An 18119-nucleotide genomic window follows, 5' to 3' on the forward strand; every position below is an offset into this window, starting at 1 on the left:
TATTCCAGTGGGGTGTAGCTCCGGGCTGTACATGGGAAAATATCGGCATTGCGGGAAGTCCTGCTAGTTATGATTCATCCTTTAATCAACCGTACTAAATCAAAATGATTAACAATGGCGAAGACAAAGCAAGATAGGATCAAAACCGTTTATGGTGGTGGTGGACATGTTGTAATTTTAGGCGCAGGAGCAAGTATTGCCTCGACATTTAGGAATCCTGAACCTAATGGTAAACGACTACCCTCAATGGACAATTTTATTGACATTGTTGAACTATCCGACATTGTGGAGATCCTTCCTGAAAGGTTGAGAGCTAAAAATTTCGAGCAGCTTTATACCAATTTGCATAACGAAAATCCTAACTCCGACGAAATTATTGAAATCCAAAACCGTGTTTACAATTATTTCAAAGACATGAAGTTGCCCGAAAACGAAGCAACGATTTATGATTTTTTAGTCCTTTCCCTTCGACCAAGAGACTTGATTGCAACATTCAATTGGGATCCATTTTTATATCAGGCGTTTTGTAGAAATGCACCTATTGCAGACATGCCATATGTATGCTTTTTACACGGGTCGGTTTCAATTGGGTATAGCAAAGAAGATGGTAGATCAGGACCAGTTGGCATGCAAATGAGGCGGGACGGAGGCCTTTTTGAACCAACGCAACTTCTATATCCAGTTTCCCAAAAGAACTATACAGCAGATGAGTTTATCAATATGGAATGGAGCAAAGTTAAAAAATGGCTTCACGAGGACAGCACAAAACGTGTGACAATTTTTGGTTATGGCGCACCTGACACCGACGTTGAAGCAGTTAGTCTTATGAATACAGCTTGGGGAACTGCCGACAAGAGAAATATGGAACAATTTGAGATTATTGACATAAGATCCGAAGAAGAGGGTGTGAAGCGCTGGGAAAGCTTTATCCATTCTCATCATTACGACTATACAAATAACTATTTCAGTTCTTCCCTAGCCTCCAATCCAAGAAGGACATTTGAAAGTTATTTTCAACATAATATGCCAGAGACGCCATCCGATGCTTTTAGTGCATCAAACCCAATCACGGCGGACATAAAAACTTTGCAGGAGCTTTGGGAATGGCATAAACCATTGGTTGAAGCTGAAAACGAATGGAAAGAAGAACAAAAGAAGAAAAATGGAAAATAATTTGATCATAAATCAACAGTGCAGAAAAAGAGAGAGAGAGAGAGAGAGAGAGAGAGAGAGAACGCATAACAAACGGTTTGGGATAACTGAGTTTCCGTGTTTTGCGGGAAATTCTGTGCAACGTGGAAGTAAGCTCTCCAAGTGAATTTAGTGCTAATAGTCCCAACGTCACCAAGTCTGAATGTAAGTACCATTTTGAAAACAACACGCTCGGAACTAACAAAATACCATTTATAACCTGATTTTGAGAAACAATCATACTTCCACAAACCTAAAAACCAACACCTCTCCAAAACCCGAAAAACAACAGGCACACTTAAGCCCCCACACACCCATGAAAACAACGCTCTCCCACCTCCCCGACGACAAACAGGAAGAACTAGAAACACTCACCGAAATCATTGTCGAAAAAGTGCCCGCCGAAATGGTCATCCTTTTTGGCAGCCATGCGCGTGGCGATTGGGTGGAGGATTTCCAGGAGCACACCGAATATGTAAGCGATTACGACATTCTAGTTATTACCACAGACAGGAAATCCGCCAAAGACGACAAAAAGTGGTGGGACCTTAACAAAAGAGTAAACGGTAATGACGAGCAAACAAGCGTCACCATCATTCATCACAGTATCGGGTTTGTAAACGATAAGATTGAACGAAATGAATATTTTTTTGTCGATATTTTAAAAGAAGGAATTGTGCTTTTTGATTCGGGAAAATTCAAGTTATCCCAGCCAAAAAATATGAATCCTGGGGAAAGGCAGAAAAAAGCAAAAGAGCAGTTTGAGCCTTGGTTTGAAAGCGCTAGCCGTTTTTTAGAAACTACCTACATTCATATTGAAAAAGCGTGGTTTAAGGAAGCCGCTTTCAATCTTCACCAAGCTACTGAAAGGTATTATTCCGCTATTCTTCTCGTTTTCACCGATTACAAGCCAAAAATTCACGACATAGAAAAATTAGGAAATCAGGTTGAAAAACTTCATTCCACTTTCGGAACGGTTTTTCCGAAAAATACACCAGAAGAAAAGCGGTTGTTTGAACTCTTGCAAAAGGCATACATCGATTCGAGATATAATATGAACTACAAAATCGAAAAAGAAGAATTGGAATATCTGGCCGATCGCGTAAAAGTGTTGAAAGACTTGACGGAGCGCATTTGTAATGAGCGGATTGCGCAATTCGGTACTGATTAAACCTCCCCAAATGCCCACCAACCTTATTACCCTCCATCAAGGCCTCACCACCGACCAGGTCAGCCAATCCCGCGCCACCCACGGCGAGAACAAAATAGAAGATACCAGCAAAAGCGGCCTTTTGACCGCAATATTAGGTTTGGTAAAAGAGCCCATGCTAATCCTGCTGATCGCCGCCTCTGCCATTTATTTTCTGACGGACTCGCTGGGAGAAGGTTTGTTTATGCTGGGTGCCATTATTGTCATTTCCGCCATTTCGATTTACCAGGATACCAAAAGCCGGAATGCGCTGGCCGAGTTGAAAACACTGACGCAGCCCAAATGCAAAGTAGTCCGCAATGGCGTCGAAGTGGAAATTCTCAGGGAAGAGATTGTGATCGGCGATTACATGATATTGGAAGAAGGAAATAAAATCCCTGCGGACGGCGCTATCCTCGAAGCCCACGATTTCTCGGTGAACGAATCCATTCTGACGGGCGAGTCCATGGCGGTTGTCAAAAATGAACCTGCCAGCGAAGTTTTCCAGGGGACGCTCGTCACAAGCGGCAGGGCTGTTGTGGAGATCAATGCGATCGGGAACAAAACAAAACTGGGGCTGATCGGCATAAGCCTGGAATCCATTGAGCAGGAGCCTACGCCGCTGCAAATTCAGATCACCAATTTTGTAAAGAAAATGGCGATTGTTGGTGGCATTATTTTCCTGATCGTCTGGGGGATCAATTACATCCGCACGCAGCAGTTTTTAGACAGTCTTTTAAAGGCATTAACACTTGCCATGAGCATTTTACCGGAAGAAATCCCGGTGGCTTTTACTACGTTTATGGCTTTGGGTGCGTGGCGACTGATGAAAATGGGGATCATCGTCAAAAGAACGCAGACCATTGAAACCCTGGGCAGCGCGACGGTGATTTGTACCGACAAAACGGGAACGATCACCGAGAATAAAATGCAGCTGGTCAATTTATATGTCCAGGCCCAAAACGCGATTCAGCTGCCCGACAGCACCTTGGATGACGATGCCAAAACGCTGCTCGCGATTGCCATGTGGTCGAGCGAACCGGAACCCTTCGATCCGATGGAAACGGCCTTGCACGAAGCTTATGGCCAACTGATTGGGACCGACAGGCGGCCTGAATTTAAGCTGGTCCATGAATATGCGCTGGAAGGAAAGCCGCCTATGATGACGCATGTATTTGAAAATGCAGCTGGCGAGCGCATCATTGCAGCGAAAGGCGCACCGGAAGCCTTGATAACACTGTCAGGATTATCGGAAAGTCAGAACAAGGAAATAGCAAATGCAATCAACGAGCTGGCCGCCAAAGGATACCGGATATTGGGAGTTGGGCAAAGTACATTTTCGGGAGACGCATTCCCTGAAAAACAGCAGCAGCTTTCGTTTCAATTTCTTGGTTTGGTCGCTTTTTATGATCCGCCAAAAGCAAACATTACGTCTGTTTTTGAAGCGTTTTATAATGCAGGCATCCAGGTAAAGATCATTACTGGCGACAATGCGGCTACGACGCAGAACATTGCCAGGCAAATTGGGTTCAAAGAAGCTGAAACCGTTTTGCTGGGTGACGAGCTGGTTGCAATGGATAACAACACATTGCAGCAAAAGGTGATGCAGACGGGCATTTTTGCCAGAATGTTTCCGGAAGCAAAGTTGAAAGTAGTCAATGCCCTCAAAGCACAGGGACAGATTGTGGCCATGACCGGCGACGGGGTCAATGACGGTCCGGCACTGAAAGCTGCGCACATTGGGATTGCCATGGGCAAAAAAGGTACGGAAATAGCAAAACAAGCCTCATCACTCATTTTAGCAGATGACGATCTGGCCAAGATGGTGGATGCCGTGGCGATGGGCCGCAAAATATACATCAGCCTAAAAAACGCGATCCGCTACATTATCTCCATCCATATACCCATTATCCTGACTGTCTTCATTCCTCTGGCGCTGGGCTGGATCTATCCAAATATTTTCACACCGGTCCATATCATATTTTTCGAGCTGATCATGGGTCCGACCTGCTCAATCATTTATGAAAATGAGCCGATGGAAAAGGATTTATTATTGCAAAAACCAAGGCCTTTCACATCCACATTTTTTAGTTTAAAAGAGCTGTCGGTGAGCATTTTACAAGGACTGGTGATCACGACCGGAATGCTGCTGCTTTATCAGTACGCGTTGATGCAATCTTATGATGAGGCGCTTACGAGATCTATGGTATTTATTGGGCTATTATCTGCCAATATCTGCTTGACCCTCGTGAACCGGTCGTTTTCTCACTCCATTTTAACAACACTACGCTACAAAAACAACCTGGTTCCGATGATCATTGGCATTACGATCTTACTCTCTTTTCTCATTTTTGTGATACCCGGTGTTACGCGATTTTTCAGTCTAGAGACAGTGAATTTGAAGCAGTTGGTGATTAGTGTTAGTGTAGGGTTTGTGTTTACGGTTTGGTATGAAGGGGTCAAATTTTATCGTCGAAAATAGCCGTGGACACAATGTCTATCGCCTCTTCCGGCAAATGCACCGTCATTTAACTTTCAACATACTTGCATTTATTGCAACGACGATCGTGCTCACAGCCATCAAGGCGGCGCCCACTGCGGGATTTAACAAAATGCCCCAGCGGTACAATACCCCGGCGGCCAACGGCAAGGCAACAATGTTATAAGCAGTAGCCCAGATTAAATTCTGGATCATTTTCCGATGTGTTGCCTTACCAAATAAAATGAGGCTGACAATGTCTTTGGGATTGCTGTTTACCAGCACAATGCCTGCTGTTTCGGCGGCAATATCACTGCCGCTGCCTACGGCAATACCGATATCGGCCTGCGCCAACGCCGGCGCGTCGTTTACACCATCACCCGTCATGGCTACAAAATCTCCGTTTTTTTGCAGTTCCTTTATCTTTTGAAGCTTCTGGTCCGGCAGGACTTCGGCCGTAAAACTGTCCATGCCCAGGGTTTCGCTCACACTTTTAGCAACCTTCGCATTATCACCGGTGAGTAAAATAGACTTGATATTATTTTCTTTCAATGTCCGGATAGCAGCGGCCGATTCTGGTCTGATCTGATCGGACAGGGCTATATATCCTGCCAGCTCCTTATCGATTATCAAAAAAACGACGGTTTCCGTATCGTTGGTTTCCAGGGCCTCCACCGTGATATTATTTGCCTTGAGATACCCCGGACTCACCACCTGCATGCCTTTGCCCTTGACCGTAGCCTGAATTCCCTGGCCGGTAATAGCATAGAAATTTTCAGCATCGGGAATGGTTAGGGATAGCTCTTTTGCTTTTTGTAAAATACCGGTGGCAATAGGATGTTCTGAATTTTGTTCCAATGATGCGGAAAGGCGAATGAGCTCATTTTCAGTCAATTCCTTTTTAAGCGAAACAACTTTTGAAACCTCGAATTTGCCAATTGTCAACGTCCCCGTTTTATCAAACACGACGATGGAGATTTTCCGGGCATTCTCAAATGCCGACCTGTTTTTAATCAAAAGACCATTTTTGGCAGCCAGCGAAGTGGATCTGGCCACCACCAGCGGTACAGCCAGGCCTAATGCATGCGGACAGCAGATCACGACGACGGTCACCATGCGTTCGATGGCAAAAGCAAGGTTCTCCCCGCTAAAATACCAATACAGAAATGTGACAATACCAGTACCGAGGGCAATAAAAGTGAGCCATTTTGCCGCGGTGTCTGCGAGCAGCTGTGTCTGGGATTTGGCCTTCTGCGCATCGTCCACGAGTTTGATCACCTGTGAGAGATACGATTCCTTAGCTGCATGGGACACCGTTACTTTGATTGAACCATTCCCATTAATAGAACCCGCAATTACTTTATCGCCGCTGGTTTTCTTAACCGGACTGGATTCCCCGGTCAGCATTGATTCGTTCAGATAACTTTCGCCCTCCGAAACATAACCGTCGGCAGCTATCCTTTCGCCAGGTTTAACAAGGATAATATCATGCTGCTGAAGCGTATCCGTGTTTACATCTTGCACTCTATCCCCGACCACCTTATGTGCATCAGAGGGCATGAGCTCCACCAGCAATTCAAGCTCCTTTGACGCACCGGCAATGGATTTCATTTCAATCCAATGCCCAAGCAGCATCACCAGTATCAGCGTTGCCAGCTCCCAGTAAAAGTCCATGCCCGGGAGACCAAATACCGTTGCTGTGCTATACAAATAAGATACCATAATCGCAAAACCGATTAGCGTCATCATGCCCGGATTTTTCTCTTTCAGCTCACTGACCAGCCCCTTTAAAAATGGCCAGCCCCCGTAAAAGAAGACAATGGTCGATAATGCGCACAAGATATAGGACGATCCCGCAAACTGCCAGTTTACCCCCATAAAATGCTGAATCATCGAAGAGAGCGCTGCTATGGGCAGCGTAAGCACTAAAACGACATAGAAGCGTTTCTTAAAATCCGCAATCATCATTGTATGATGATCCGCTCCGCCCATGTCGTGCATTGGCTTTTTGTGCATGGAATGCTCCATGATGTGATGATCTGTTTTGGTCATTTCTTCAACTTCCATGCTTTCAGATTATGTTTTTAAAAATATTTTTGCTGCGAAAAGAGAGGCCAAATTAGAGCTGCAAAAAAAATCGGTTCGTTTTCCAACGGTACCCTAACATTTGATAAGCCGGTAAAAAAGAGTTGAATTTCAGAAAATATGACATAGTCATGCCAAATTTTAGGGCATTTTACATCATCATAAAAGTCGCGAGATTTAGCTGGGTATATGTTGCAAAACATATTAGAAAAGTTGCAAGAATTACGGACTTTCGACTTGCATAAATTTTCATGCTGAAAAGTGAAAGATGTAACTTATTTAAAAAAAATGTGTAAAAATAAAACACAAAGCAGCCCCACCATTATGAGATTGAAACTGATAGCCAAAATCTCATTCAATTTAAACGGAAGGCTGGATCGGCATTACTGCGTTTGGCCTAACCAGAAGAGATAGCTGCAACCGTGGCGTTCCTCTTCTCTGACGATGCGACGCAGTGAAGCCTGCACCAAATCCGCACAATAGCTTCTCTTGGTTCCTGCTTCCACAGGTACCGACTATCAGGTCTTCTTTGAAGGAAAAACAAAGTGATAGCCATAAAAATGGTTGCTGAAATGCTACATACGACCCGATTGGAGCAACTGCAAGGGAGAATACAATGCCTCCCCAGCATCCTGGTTTAAACAATTCTCCTTTGAGCAACATGATATACCTATAAAACGATAAACACTACTATTTAATAGGAGGGTTTCCCCTCCTATTAATCCATTTAATCAACCAGTGAATAGTCATATTCAACAACAATATCATTGTCGACTATTTCAACACCAGGCGCCTTCCAAGCTTGACGTTCGGCCTCGATTTTTTCATACAAGGAGCCAACTGTGCCTGTAAGGATCACTTTGTTGTGTGAAACGTTTACATGGATATCCTGCTCTTTGATAGACCAATTACGGGCTAACGCGCTTTCAATGGCCATTTTTTCGATCTCATCATGGGCTTCAGATTTGATCGTGATCCTGTTGGAAACCCCTCTGATCCCGACTAGCTTCTTGATGAGCCTTGCAGCTGCTTCTTTTTGATAATTCCATTGAACTTCGCCTTCCAGCGTGATCCAGCCATTTTCAACTTTCACCTTGACCTTATCTTCGGGAATTTCCCAATTCCATTTATATGCGTTCAGTACCTCATTGGCAAGATCGTTATCGTCCCGGTTATACAGGTTACTGAAAGTTTTAAGTTCGATTTGCTCAACCACTGCTTTTACGCCAATTACTTGTTTAGCCGCATCTTCTGCCTCTGATTTTTTTGCATAGCTATCCACTGTGCCTGAAAGAGTGATAACGCCATCCTTCGCTGTTACACCGATTTCTGCCGCTTTCAATAAGGGTTCCCATTTGATTGCGTCCTGAACATCTTTCTGCAATTCTTCATTGGTTTTCATAATCTCTTTATTTATTAGTAATAGTGTTATTACTTGGGTAAAGGTCAGTAAACTCAGGGGTGATAACTTACATCGCGAAGGCTAAGAGTTGTATCAATCACTGATTTTTATCAGTCTTTTGTGGATGGTCCCGCCCCTGTTCCAACACTTTGATTTCTGTTTTTTTCATTTGATATCCCAACGGATCAGGGGAAACGAACTCATGTATGTAATTGGTGTGAAGCTATTTACATCACCAGTACTGCCGCTCCATGTATGCTGCCGCTGCGCAGGTCAGCTAGGGCATCATTGGCATTTTCCAGAGCATACAATGTTGTTTTTGTTTTGATCTTCACCTTCCCGGCCAGAGCAAGAAATTCACTTGCATCTTTACGGGTCAGATTAGCAACTGAGCGCAGCGTTTTCTCCCCCCAAAGACTTTCATAAGGAAATGAAGGAATATCACTCATGTGGATTCCCCCGCAAACAACAACACCGCCTTTATCTACATCCCTAAGCGCCTTTGGGACCAGCTCTCCTGCCGGAGCAAAAATAATGGCCGCATCAAGCTGAATGGGGAGGAGTGAACTCGAATCTCCAGACCAGGCGGCGCCAAGATCCATTGCAAAGGACTGGGATTTCGTATCACCATCCCTTGTAAAAGCATAGACCTTCTTTTCTTCGTAATTAGCAAGCTGAGTCAGAATATGGGCTGCTGCGCCAAAACCGTAAATGCCGATTCGCTGCGCAAGTTGGCCTGTCATTTTATAAGAACGGTACCCAATCAGTCCCGCGCACATCAGTGGCGCTCCTGACGGATTGGCATATACGGACTTTATTTTAAAACAAAAATTTTCAAATGCGACGGTGTATTCTGCAAATCCGCCATCCATGGTATAACCCGTAAAGAGGGCGTTCTCGCAAAGATTCTCCTGATCTTTCAAACAGTATCGGCAATATCCGCAGGTGTAGCCCAGCCAAGGAATACCCACCAGGTCTCCCACCTTTAACATTGAAATGTCACTGCCCGCTTTCACAACTGTTCCAATAATCTCATGGCCTGGGATCAAGGGCAGTTTCGGATTTGGAAGTTCACTATCCATAATATGAAGGTCGGTCCGGCAGACCCCACAGGCAATGATTTTAACCAGAACCTGATGCCGCTCGGGATTAGGAAGCGGAAGTGTTTTACTGACAAGCGGCTCACCTTGTTTTTCCATGACCATGGCCCGCATGGTTGTTGGCAACACCATCTCGCTGTGTTGTTCGACATTCATCTTCTCAGTACTTGCACCAGCGAATGGATTCGGAAGATTGATCATAGCTTAGTCATCATTTAAATTTGAACCACATCAATACTCTGAAAATACCGATCACCATGAAAGCCAACCCTGTAAAGCTCACGATCGTCATTCCCGCAAAAACGGGGTTGCGAAGCAGCATAAAGGAGAAGATCAAACTTCCAATTGCCAAGGCCAGCAGCCATCCCCAGCCTTTTATTCCAATAAATTGAAATGAGACGCCAATCGCCATCATTGAGCGGAAGGTCAAAGCAAATCCAACGTAAAACGGCAATATCTGCGCCGTAATCAGAGGATTATATATCAACATAATGCTTAGAAGAATATCAAAGATACCTCCAGCCAGAACCCAGCCCCGGCTGCTTGATTTTTGGCTGGAAGCAGCTGAAAAAATCTCAAAGAAACCGTTTATTAGGAAAGTGACACTAAAAATCGTTGAAAGAGCTAGGTAGCTTTCATTCGGGGTAATAAATACCCAAATACCGATCAGTATGAAAAGAAACCCAAGTAAAAAGGAAATCCAACCCGGCTTGATTGCGTAGGGTGCCTGTGTAACAACTTGTGATGTTTCCATAATTATTTTTGGAAGGAAAATTTGATTTTGATGTCTATTCCGCGTCCCGGCAATTGTATTTTACACTTTCGAGTTTGAAAGTGCCGTAGCACAAGTCCCTGTCCGGGTAACCATAAATGGTTTCCGCATCACGCATCAATTTGGATCCATTTATTTGCTGGTAATCTTTCAGAGGGGTAGACCAAGGTAATTGTTTTCCTGCATCAGCGGAGTACCGATCCTGGGAAACGAAGTTGACCAGCGCACCTTCCTCGTTAAAATACAACCATGCGGAAACGGTAATATTATTGTTCGTGAATGATGCTTTTACGTTATTACCCTCAACATCAAACCACTTTATTCGCTTATCAATTAGTGTCGCCGGTGCCAGACAGCACATATCGTTGAAAAAGGTCACCGACTCGGACAAATCCATTTTCGGGCCATCCTGGTATTGAACCTTAAAAAGTGATAGCAGCCTGATATCCATAAAAGCATGCCCATTTTGAAAGCAGTGATAACCGGCAACAGGCAGTTTCTTCATCACTGCCTTCATAAAAAAGAGCCTTGTTGGCGTCTGCATAAAATTGTACTGCTGAGAAGAAAAAGGCATCCAGTCCGACTGCTCATCTTTTCTGATCTTTCCTGTAAATTCTATTTTGAAGTTATTTACTTTGGGCTTGCCAATGGAACCAGTAAAACGGAGGTATCTTTTTACCGGTTCAGGCAGTTCGTTGATGTCCGTTTCGGTCAAAGCGGATTTTTCAAAATAAGCGATTTGCCGCAACCCAGCTTTTACATCATCTTTATACTTAAGGTAATAACCCGATGCAGAAAATTCAATAATGACTCCAATGAGAATAATCATATTGGCAATCGTCCCAAATTTTGCATCCTGCCAAAAGTAAATAATCAGTGTCTGCGATATTATTATTCCAATCAGTCCAAGCCAAGACCAGTTTGTGTTTCTAAAAGCAAACATCGTTGCGGCTGTTACCAGTAATATACAGGCAAATAACCAAAGTATTCCAAAAGGTCTCGAAATGTTCTGTGTTAGCTGCTTTAAATCCGAAATACCAAAGGCTTTTATAAAGCCAAACGAATGAATTAATCCATGCAGAATTACAACTATGAAAAAAGTGATTCTCATCATTCACTATTTTTTGACTATATCGACTTTAATTCGTGCCTTAAAAAGGGTCACTTCAAATTATCCCTGAAAAAGAATTTAGGTCATTTTCTGGGCAGCTGGTTTAACGGCAGGCTTGTTAGACCAGTGCCTCGATCAGGGCTCTGTTTAACTTGGTAAGCTTGTCTTCCTGCCTCGAAATCCTTCTCTTGATCAGACTTACCTCAGCATCTCTGGCAGCTTCACTTACATTCGTTTCAAACCGTACTATGCTTGATTTTACTTGATCGACCGTAGCCTGTGTTTTATCTTTAATCTCGTTCAGCGCTCTTTTACCTTTCTTTTCACACCCGGCGATTTTAAGTTTTCGTTTCTCTTTCAGCGTAAGTATTTTCTCTTCGACCTTGTGTTTAACATCGTCAGCCGATTTTTTCAGCTCGGCCCGGCCTTCTGCAATTTCATCATCAAGCTCATCTATCTTTTCACCTACATCATGCCCATATGCGAAATCAACATCGCTTCTGCTCACCATACCACCCATTTTTTTCATGGCATAATCGATGGCCACATGGCTGTTGTCATCGACCTCTGCGATAATTGAAACAGTTCCTACGCTTACCCCGCCTTCAAGCTTAAATATAAAGTCTGATTCAAAATTATCCTCACGGATCTCAGAAACCAGACCAATTGCGCCACCCGTATATATGCCGATCACAAAACCCAATGGGCCAGCAAGTATTCCAAAGATGCTACCTACCGCCATCCCTGTCAGCATTTGCCACCCTTGAAAACCATCCTGGTTTAGTATTTCATACCGTCCGTTCTCTTTTTTACGGATCATGGTCTTTTCGTAAATGGTGACTTCCCCGAAGGATTCCAATTCACTGAGTTTATCCAGAGCCTGGATAGCTTTTGTTTCCTGAGTAAAGGAAATGACAATTATTTGTGACATTTTCTTAAAAATTATGATGTGTTTCTATTGTCCTAAAAGAGCTTACGCCATGACCCCGCCATTCAGGATGATCTGGGTCCTGTTGCAATAACTGGAATCGTCACATGCCAAATAGACAAAGGCTTTGGCGACCTCTGAGGCCTTTCCAAGTCTTTTAGAAGGTGTGCCCTGAATCCAGGCTTCATGCACTTCATCGGGCGCTGCCCTGAGTAGAGGAGTTTCTATATAATAAGGACATATCGCGTTTGCCTGTAAAGGTCAGCTATCACACGGTCCCACCTTCTTTTGCGGCTTCAATAGCCACTGCTTTACCGATACCGAAATTTCCGTCGGTAATAATGTCTACCTTTTTTTACAATTTCTTCATTTCAAAAATCTGAGATCAGCCTGTGGAAGAACTATTTTAGATGCGACCTTAATAACCTGGCCATATCTTCATGTTTTTCCAAAAGATCCGTGATAAAATTAGCTGCCGGAGTGTCCTTGAATTCGCTGGCAAAACGATGGGCATTTTCCTTGCAATGGATAATGATACTGTCGTGATCGGAAAGCAATTCGTTTATATAGATTAAACTATCATTTTGATCAGGCGAGACCTCGGTTAAATGCGTGATCTCTAAAAAGGATTTAAGCGAAGCGTAAGCATAATGTTCCATAAAACGTATTCTTTTGGCAACACTGTCAATGATCCCGATCAACTGATTGGCCTGGTCATCAAAAAGCTTCTCCCTTTCATAAAAGTGAGCGTCCTCCAAATTCCAATAAGCATTTCTTGTTTTGGTATACAAAACATGTTCATCTGCCAAAAGTTTCAACAATTCTGTTGCAACAGCCTGGCTGTTTTCCGCAACAACTTCAATATTCGATTCCATATGTTTGTTTATTTATTTTTCAGCTTGCGGTTGGAGGCTGAACATGATTTTGATTATATTAGGGAGACAGGGGCGTGTCAGATACTAAATAACGGCCGAAGATATACGCATCTAAATTGAGTTCTTCTTGAACTCGAAATATTGATTTTATTTTTCATGGCTAGGCATTTTCACAACCACTCAAAGGTGAGATTCTTCTGTTTAGCAAGTGTTGTATATGAAACTCTAAAAGTTGCATCAATCACATATTGTCCACCTTTGTTTTGGTTTGACAATAAATCCTGGAAGCCCATTTCCTTTTAACCTAACCGGCAATCCAGCGCTAGTCTTTAACTGCCATTCTCCCGGCAATTTCTTGTCCCCATGAATAGGCCATCGAAACCGAAACAGCAACATTTGACTCTTTTGGCTTCGACTCATCATTTGGCTTCAATAGCCACAACGACCGGGAATCAAAAAGGAGTGCGCCTTTGCTAAGGATCAATTTTTCCAATGCCTGCTGAGAAGCCTCCGTTGATCCGCTGCCAAGGGTAATTGCTACTACATTTTTGTTAGTTAAAATCACCTTTTTATCAATAAAGTTGCTCAGCGCCCAATCCGGCCGCCAATTGTAGGTATTGGCACAAAACACATACAGCGTATAAGAGGTGTTTTCCAATTCCATCGCTTTTTTCACCGAAACCACCCGGACATGCATACCCTTATCTGCAAGTGCCTGCCCCAGCGAGCGGGATATCTGTTCATCTAAATTATAAAGTGGGTCAGGATCGTAAACAATCAGCGCTTTTTGAGGTGAGGCAACATTTCCCAGGCTCCAACTTTTTTTTGGACCTTTGCCTTCTGCCCAGAGGGTGATGGATACCCAAAAAACCAGGATAATCAGCGATACGAAGCCAACCACTTTCTTTATTTTTTTCATTATTCTGATTTGATTGATTAAAAATTTAGGACACCTTTAATTTGTCGTGGCAAGCTGCTTTCTGCATTGCATTCTGACTGCTGGCAGCAAAGCAACGAAAAGAATGGCTACTGCATAGAGCATGTAAACCGTATGCAGCCAATGCACGGCATGAAGCAAAACCATCTCCGATTGTATCCAGATGATCAGTGCAAAAGCCACATAGATGCAGCAACTCCATTGCCAGGTCATATCTCCAAAAAAATTAAGACGCTCAGCGATACGGCTTTTTGTATTTTTTATAAATGCGAAGACCAGCAGCGAAGGAAAAATCCCAAGAACCACGAATAACAAGATCCCTGGGATCAAAAAGCTATGAAAAGGCGACGGATCCAGCATGGACAAAGGCATTCCCATCAATTCACCAGTGGGAGAAATGATTAGTACACCGCCTCCGCCCAGCGCACCCAGACCCAGGAAACCCAGCAGACAAAACAGAATATTCCGTGCAGATTTCGCTTTATTCATTTAGCTTTAATTGGTTAATGATTTGCCGGGATATTGTTGTAGACCGCATAACGAAACCCGATGGTCTGCAACAAACTCGTTGAAGGTTATAGGCTCCTCTCCGGTAATGGATTCTATGCAATCCGTTATGATGGGTTCTTTCTGAAAGCGCGGAAAGTAATGTATCATGATCATGACCAGTATGAAGTTGATTGGAATTCCCTCTCTACGCTTGGCGAGGAAAAAATTTATCAATCCCGGCGAAGTATATTTTACGTTGACCCCTAAAATGCTGGTTAATTTCGCCGCCATCTCCTGGAATGTAAATAATTGGCTGGCTGTCAGATCATAAGATTTGTTGATGTGTTCAGTAGCATTCGTCAGGACAATGGCTGCCACATGGCCGGTATCACGAACATCGACCACTGCAAACCGAGCACCACCGGCCGGTAAAAATATTCTCCTTCTGTCCAGAAGATCGTTTTTCAATGTTGTACAAAAATTCTGCATAAAATAGGCGGCCCGGAGAAATGTGAAAGGGATATGACTCGCTACAATCAGCTTCTCTATTTTATAATGCGGGATGATTTTACTTTTCTCAACGCCCTGTACCGAAAGAAATACAATATGTTTGACTCCAACCCTTTTTGCAACATCCAGTAGTGGTCCAAAATATTTGTATACTTCAGAAATTTGCGGAGGTCGCATCAGAAAAAGAAAGTCGCAGTTTTGTAAAGCAGGCGTGTACGACGTCGTGTCGGTAAAGTCAAATCTGACTAAACTTATTCTTTTATCGGTCAGCTCTTTACATCCAATTTCTAAATCCCTTACACCTGCCAATAGTTTTAGGTCATATTTGACTTTAAGCAAGGATTTAATCACTTCGGCCCCAACGTTTCCAGTGGCACCAGTCACCAAAATATTTAGCATAAGTTTGCGGGCGATCTGAGTTATGTGATGACAAAAGTCCCCAAAGGTCTTCGGAGCGAAACGGGGTCAGGATAATGCTTCAAATATCCTGTTCGTAAAATAAACTGCGCCTCACTGCCCATACCAATGGATTGCACAAACTGTTGGTGCATGGAAGGTTCCTCCAAAATTTGCGTCATTGGATGGATTGCAATATTCTTTTCTCGCACTTTTAAAAATAATCGCTGCATCCGTTGACCTGTTTCAAGAAGCGAAGCCACCGAACCATCTCTACTCATAATCAACATCCATCCAGCAGCTTGTGACACCTGCTTACTCACATTGTCGATATTTTGCTCCCTGAAACCCTTTTTCATCACCTTCGACTTTCCATAGAAGTTCCTTAAAACCCAGGCAGAGACGCCATCGATTTCCATCCCCGCAGTTGTGAGTCCATCCCGGTAATATTTGGCTTCTTTACTTGAAAACCTGATCCATTCAGACAATTCTTTCTGGGCGGCTTCCCGATAAGACTGGATCCTGTTGGCTTCAATGGTTTGCTCCATAAGCCAAATATGCTCCCTTGAAGTATTAGGGACATAACGGATAAATTCATGGTCATTGTCCAACAAGAATGTTACATCGTCCTTTTTTAATATATCATTGACATAGTCTGACCTGACTGTCCGGCGTTGTCTTATCTTTCGAATATCATAAGTATGGATTGCTGACCTAACCAGTTTCACCTCCATCACATGTTCATCCTGGTTGCTGGCCGCCAATAAATTGAACTGGCAATCATAACCCAGGTTACCGGCAGCATATTCAACGTTTTGCAAAAAAGCACCGATTGATAGCATCGTTTCCCGCTGCGTTGGGTCAACACCAGGAAGCCATTTACGCTTGTCGTTGCCGATGATCCAATGATAGGGTCCTACATACTTCACAAACCAGGGTTGGGTGTTATGTCCACTTGGCGCCAGCGAGGCCAGATGCAAAATCTCAATTTCATCCGGCTTCAAGGGAAACTCACCCGCTTTTTCAGACCCGAGATCTGACCTTTTAAAATTGCTCCTGTCACTCAATGCATAACCTGCAACACCGGCCAGGACTACCGAGCCTGCGGCGAGTCCAAGAAATCGTTTCCGGTCTATCAGTATTTTTTCCATAATCTGGCTCCTATTCTGATAACGGGTGACACATCTGCATTAGGGATATTGTAAGTGGCGTCGCCAAAATTGACGCTGTTATTGCTTCTTAAATAAAGGTGCAAACCTGGTTGTACGTAAAAAATTTTCCCGATAAAGAATTGATAACTAACACCCAGGCCGGAATCTGTACTTTTTAAATCTTTTTTCATACCTGTACTCTTCTGGGTGATTTCAAAAGTGTGAAATTCCAGGTACGTATAAACTTCAAGGTTTTTCCAGACATTATAACCCAGGAAAACACCGGGTGATGTAGTATAGTACCTTTTAAACTCAGCAGATGAATTTTTCAAACCAGCCGTTTCAGCGTTGTACGTGCCACCGTTAATCACGCTCGCCCTGATCCTGAATTTTTTGTACCGGTAGCCCAGTGCAAAGTGATAGCCGCCTGTAAGAAACATGGGCACCAGGCTCTCTATTTCCAATGCATGTTTTACGTCGTAAACAGCAGGATTGGGATGCCAAAATGTACCTGTTGACGGTTCGTTTTGTGCTGATACATTACATGTTGCAACAAACAGCATAAACAGGAGTAAGAAATAATTTTTCATTGGGATTTAATAATAGGTTGAGACATTGACACACTGTCAATTGGATATATATACAAAGCTTGCTGTTGGCGAAGTGATAACTGTTGTATCGTCATCTCAAATTGTTGCATACTTCACACCTTTGCAAAATGCCGTACCTGTGATAGATGCAACTATTTGGCCGCTTTATATAAAGTATTCGGTCAGAATAGACTCATCTTTGACGTTAGTATTCAGCCAAAAAAGCTCTCCGAAATGAATTCACCCTCTCCTTTACTCGAAGGGCCTGGCCTATTTGATTTTACGGCAAAACTGGCTCATGAAATACGCAACCCATTGGCTACAATTGATCTCTCCCTAGAATTGATGCTCGCCGAGCGTAAAGATGATGATTTGAAAACCTATATGGATATCATCAGGCACAGCGCTGACAAGATTAACGAGCTGGTCAATGACCTGATCAAAAACCGAAGCATTGTTGAAGCCCAAGTGGCAAATCAGTCACTTCATCACCTGCTTGATGAAGTGATCGAAATGGCAAAAGACAGGATCATGCTGAAAAATATCATGGTCTGTAAAGAATATGATCCCACAGACTGCATCGTGGCATTAAACCGCCCGAAAATGAAGATTGCCCTCACCAATATCATTGTCAATGCTATTGAGGCTATGGAGGCACAGCTCGGAGAATTGAAACTGGTTACGATGCCCATCGCAGGGAAATATGTTGTTCAGATTGAGGATAATGGCTGTGGCATCAGCGAAAAGAACCTGAAAAACATCTTTCATGCCAATTACACCAATAAGCCCGGCGGCTTGGGTATCGGCCTGGCTTCCACATACGACATTCTCACCGCAAATAATGTGAAGGTACATGTGGAGTCACAGGAAGGGTCGGGCACCCATTTCTTCCTACTTTTTGATAATAATTAGAA

18 protein-coding genes are annotated in these 18119 nt (G+C 43.4%); 4 read left to right on the top strand and 14 right to left on the bottom strand.

Annotation, left to right across the window (positions count from 1 at the left end):
* Positions 1-114: 114 nt before the first annotated feature.
* From FHS68_RS08550 to FHS68_RS08560, 3 genes are all read left to right on the top strand, one after another.
* Positions 115-1173, top strand: a complete 1059-nt coding sequence (locus tag FHS68_RS08550) for a hypothetical protein (RefSeq protein ID WP_167269140.1) — start codon at positions 115-117, stop codon at positions 1171-1173.
* A 334-nt stretch (positions 1174-1507) separates the two neighbouring features.
* The gene (locus FHS68_RS08555) at positions 1508-2362 is read left to right on the top strand and encodes a HEPN domain-containing protein (RefSeq protein WP_167269141.1); all 855 of its coding nucleotides are present in this window, start codon (positions 1508-1510) and stop codon (positions 2360-2362) included.
* 10 nt (positions 2363-2372) lie between these two features.
* Positions 2373-4862, top strand: a complete 2490-nt coding sequence (locus tag FHS68_RS08560; protein ID WP_167269143.1) for a cation-translocating P-type ATPase — start codon at positions 2373-2375, stop codon at positions 4860-4862.
* Between the two features lie 42 nt (positions 4863-4904).
* Here FHS68_RS08560 and FHS68_RS08565 read toward each other — a convergent pair whose 3' ends face one another.
* From FHS68_RS08565 to FHS68_RS08630, 14 genes are all read right to left on the bottom strand, one after another.
* Complete coding sequence (locus FHS68_RS08565) at positions 4905-6926, bottom strand: copper-translocating P-type ATPase (protein WP_167269145.1); 2022 nt, start codon at positions 6924-6926, stop codon at positions 4905-4907.
* A gap of 378 nt (positions 6927-7304) precedes the next feature.
* Positions 7305-7607, bottom strand: a complete 303-nt coding sequence (locus FHS68_RS08570; protein WP_167269146.1) for a hypothetical protein — start codon at positions 7605-7607, stop codon at positions 7305-7307.
* Positions 7608-7671: 64 nt separating this feature from the next.
* Positions 7672-8346 carry a BON domain-containing protein gene (locus tag FHS68_RS08575; RefSeq protein WP_167269148.1) on the bottom strand — a complete coding sequence of 225 codons (675 nt, stop codon included), beginning with the start codon at positions 8344-8346 and terminating at the stop codon, positions 7672-7674.
* 227 nt (positions 8347-8573) lie between these two features.
* On the bottom strand, positions 8574-9647 hold the full coding sequence (locus FHS68_RS08580; RefSeq protein WP_208408262.1) for a zinc-dependent alcohol dehydrogenase family protein: 1074 nt from the start codon (positions 9645-9647) through the stop codon (positions 8574-8576).
* A gap of 10 nt (positions 9648-9657) precedes the next feature.
* Entirely contained in the window at positions 9658-10200 is a 543-nt protein-coding gene (locus FHS68_RS08585) for an HdeD family acid-resistance protein (protein WP_167269150.1), read from the bottom strand.
* Positions 10201-10234: 34 nt separating this feature from the next.
* On the bottom strand, positions 10235-11332 hold the full coding sequence (locus FHS68_RS08590) for a DUF6544 family protein (protein ID WP_167269152.1): 1098 nt from the start codon (positions 11330-11332) through the stop codon (positions 10235-10237).
* A gap of 115 nt (positions 11333-11447) precedes the next feature.
* The gene (locus FHS68_RS08595; RefSeq protein ID WP_167269154.1) at positions 11448-12260 is read right to left on the bottom strand and encodes a hypothetical protein; all 813 of its coding nucleotides are present in this window, start codon (positions 12258-12260) and stop codon (positions 11448-11450) included.
* A gap of 42 nt (positions 12261-12302) precedes the next feature.
* Positions 12303-12500 (bottom strand): SDR family oxidoreductase, encoded by a 198-nt coding sequence (locus tag FHS68_RS26760; protein ID WP_167270833.1) that lies wholly within the window; start codon positions 12498-12500, stop codon positions 12303-12305.
* Between the two features lie 158 nt (positions 12501-12658).
* Complete coding sequence (locus FHS68_RS08605) at positions 12659-13132, bottom strand: Dps family protein (protein ID WP_167269155.1); 474 nt, start codon at positions 13130-13132, stop codon at positions 12659-12661.
* Between the two features lie 322 nt (positions 13133-13454).
* A complete protein-coding gene (locus tag FHS68_RS08610) occupies positions 13455-14051 on the bottom strand; it encodes a hypothetical protein (protein WP_167269157.1) in 597 nt (198 codons plus the stop codon).
* Positions 14052-14087: 36 nt separating this feature from the next.
* A complete protein-coding gene (locus FHS68_RS08615) occupies positions 14088-14558 on the bottom strand; it encodes a hypothetical protein (protein WP_167269159.1) in 471 nt (156 codons plus the stop codon).
* Positions 14559-14564: 6 nt separating this feature from the next.
* Positions 14565-15467 carry an NmrA family NAD(P)-binding protein gene (locus FHS68_RS08620; RefSeq protein WP_167269161.1) on the bottom strand — a complete coding sequence of 301 codons (903 nt, stop codon included), beginning with the start codon at positions 15465-15467 and terminating at the stop codon, positions 14565-14567.
* A gap of 20 nt (positions 15468-15487) precedes the next feature.
* The gene (locus FHS68_RS08625; protein WP_208408263.1) at positions 15488-16615 is read right to left on the bottom strand and encodes an Acg family FMN-binding oxidoreductase; all 1128 of its coding nucleotides are present in this window, start codon (positions 16613-16615) and stop codon (positions 15488-15490) included.
* On the bottom strand, positions 16600-17205 hold the full coding sequence (locus FHS68_RS08630) for a hypothetical protein (protein WP_167269163.1): 606 nt from the start codon (positions 17203-17205) through the stop codon (positions 16600-16602). Before FHS68_RS08630 ends, FHS68_RS08625 begins: the two co-directional genes overlap by 16 nt.
* A gap of 234 nt (positions 17206-17439) precedes the next feature.
* Here FHS68_RS08630 and FHS68_RS08635 point away from each other — a divergent pair, with 234 nt between their 5' ends.
* On the top strand, positions 17440-18117 hold the full coding sequence (locus FHS68_RS08635; protein ID WP_167269165.1) for an ATP-binding protein: 678 nt from the start codon (positions 17440-17442) through the stop codon (positions 18115-18117).
* Positions 18118-18119 lie beyond the last annotated feature (2 nt).

It is taken from the genome of Dyadobacter arcticus (genome assembly GCF_011762185.1).
GTDB classification, from domain to species: domain Bacteria; phylum Bacteroidota; class Bacteroidia; order Cytophagales; family Spirosomataceae; genus Dyadobacter; species Dyadobacter arcticus.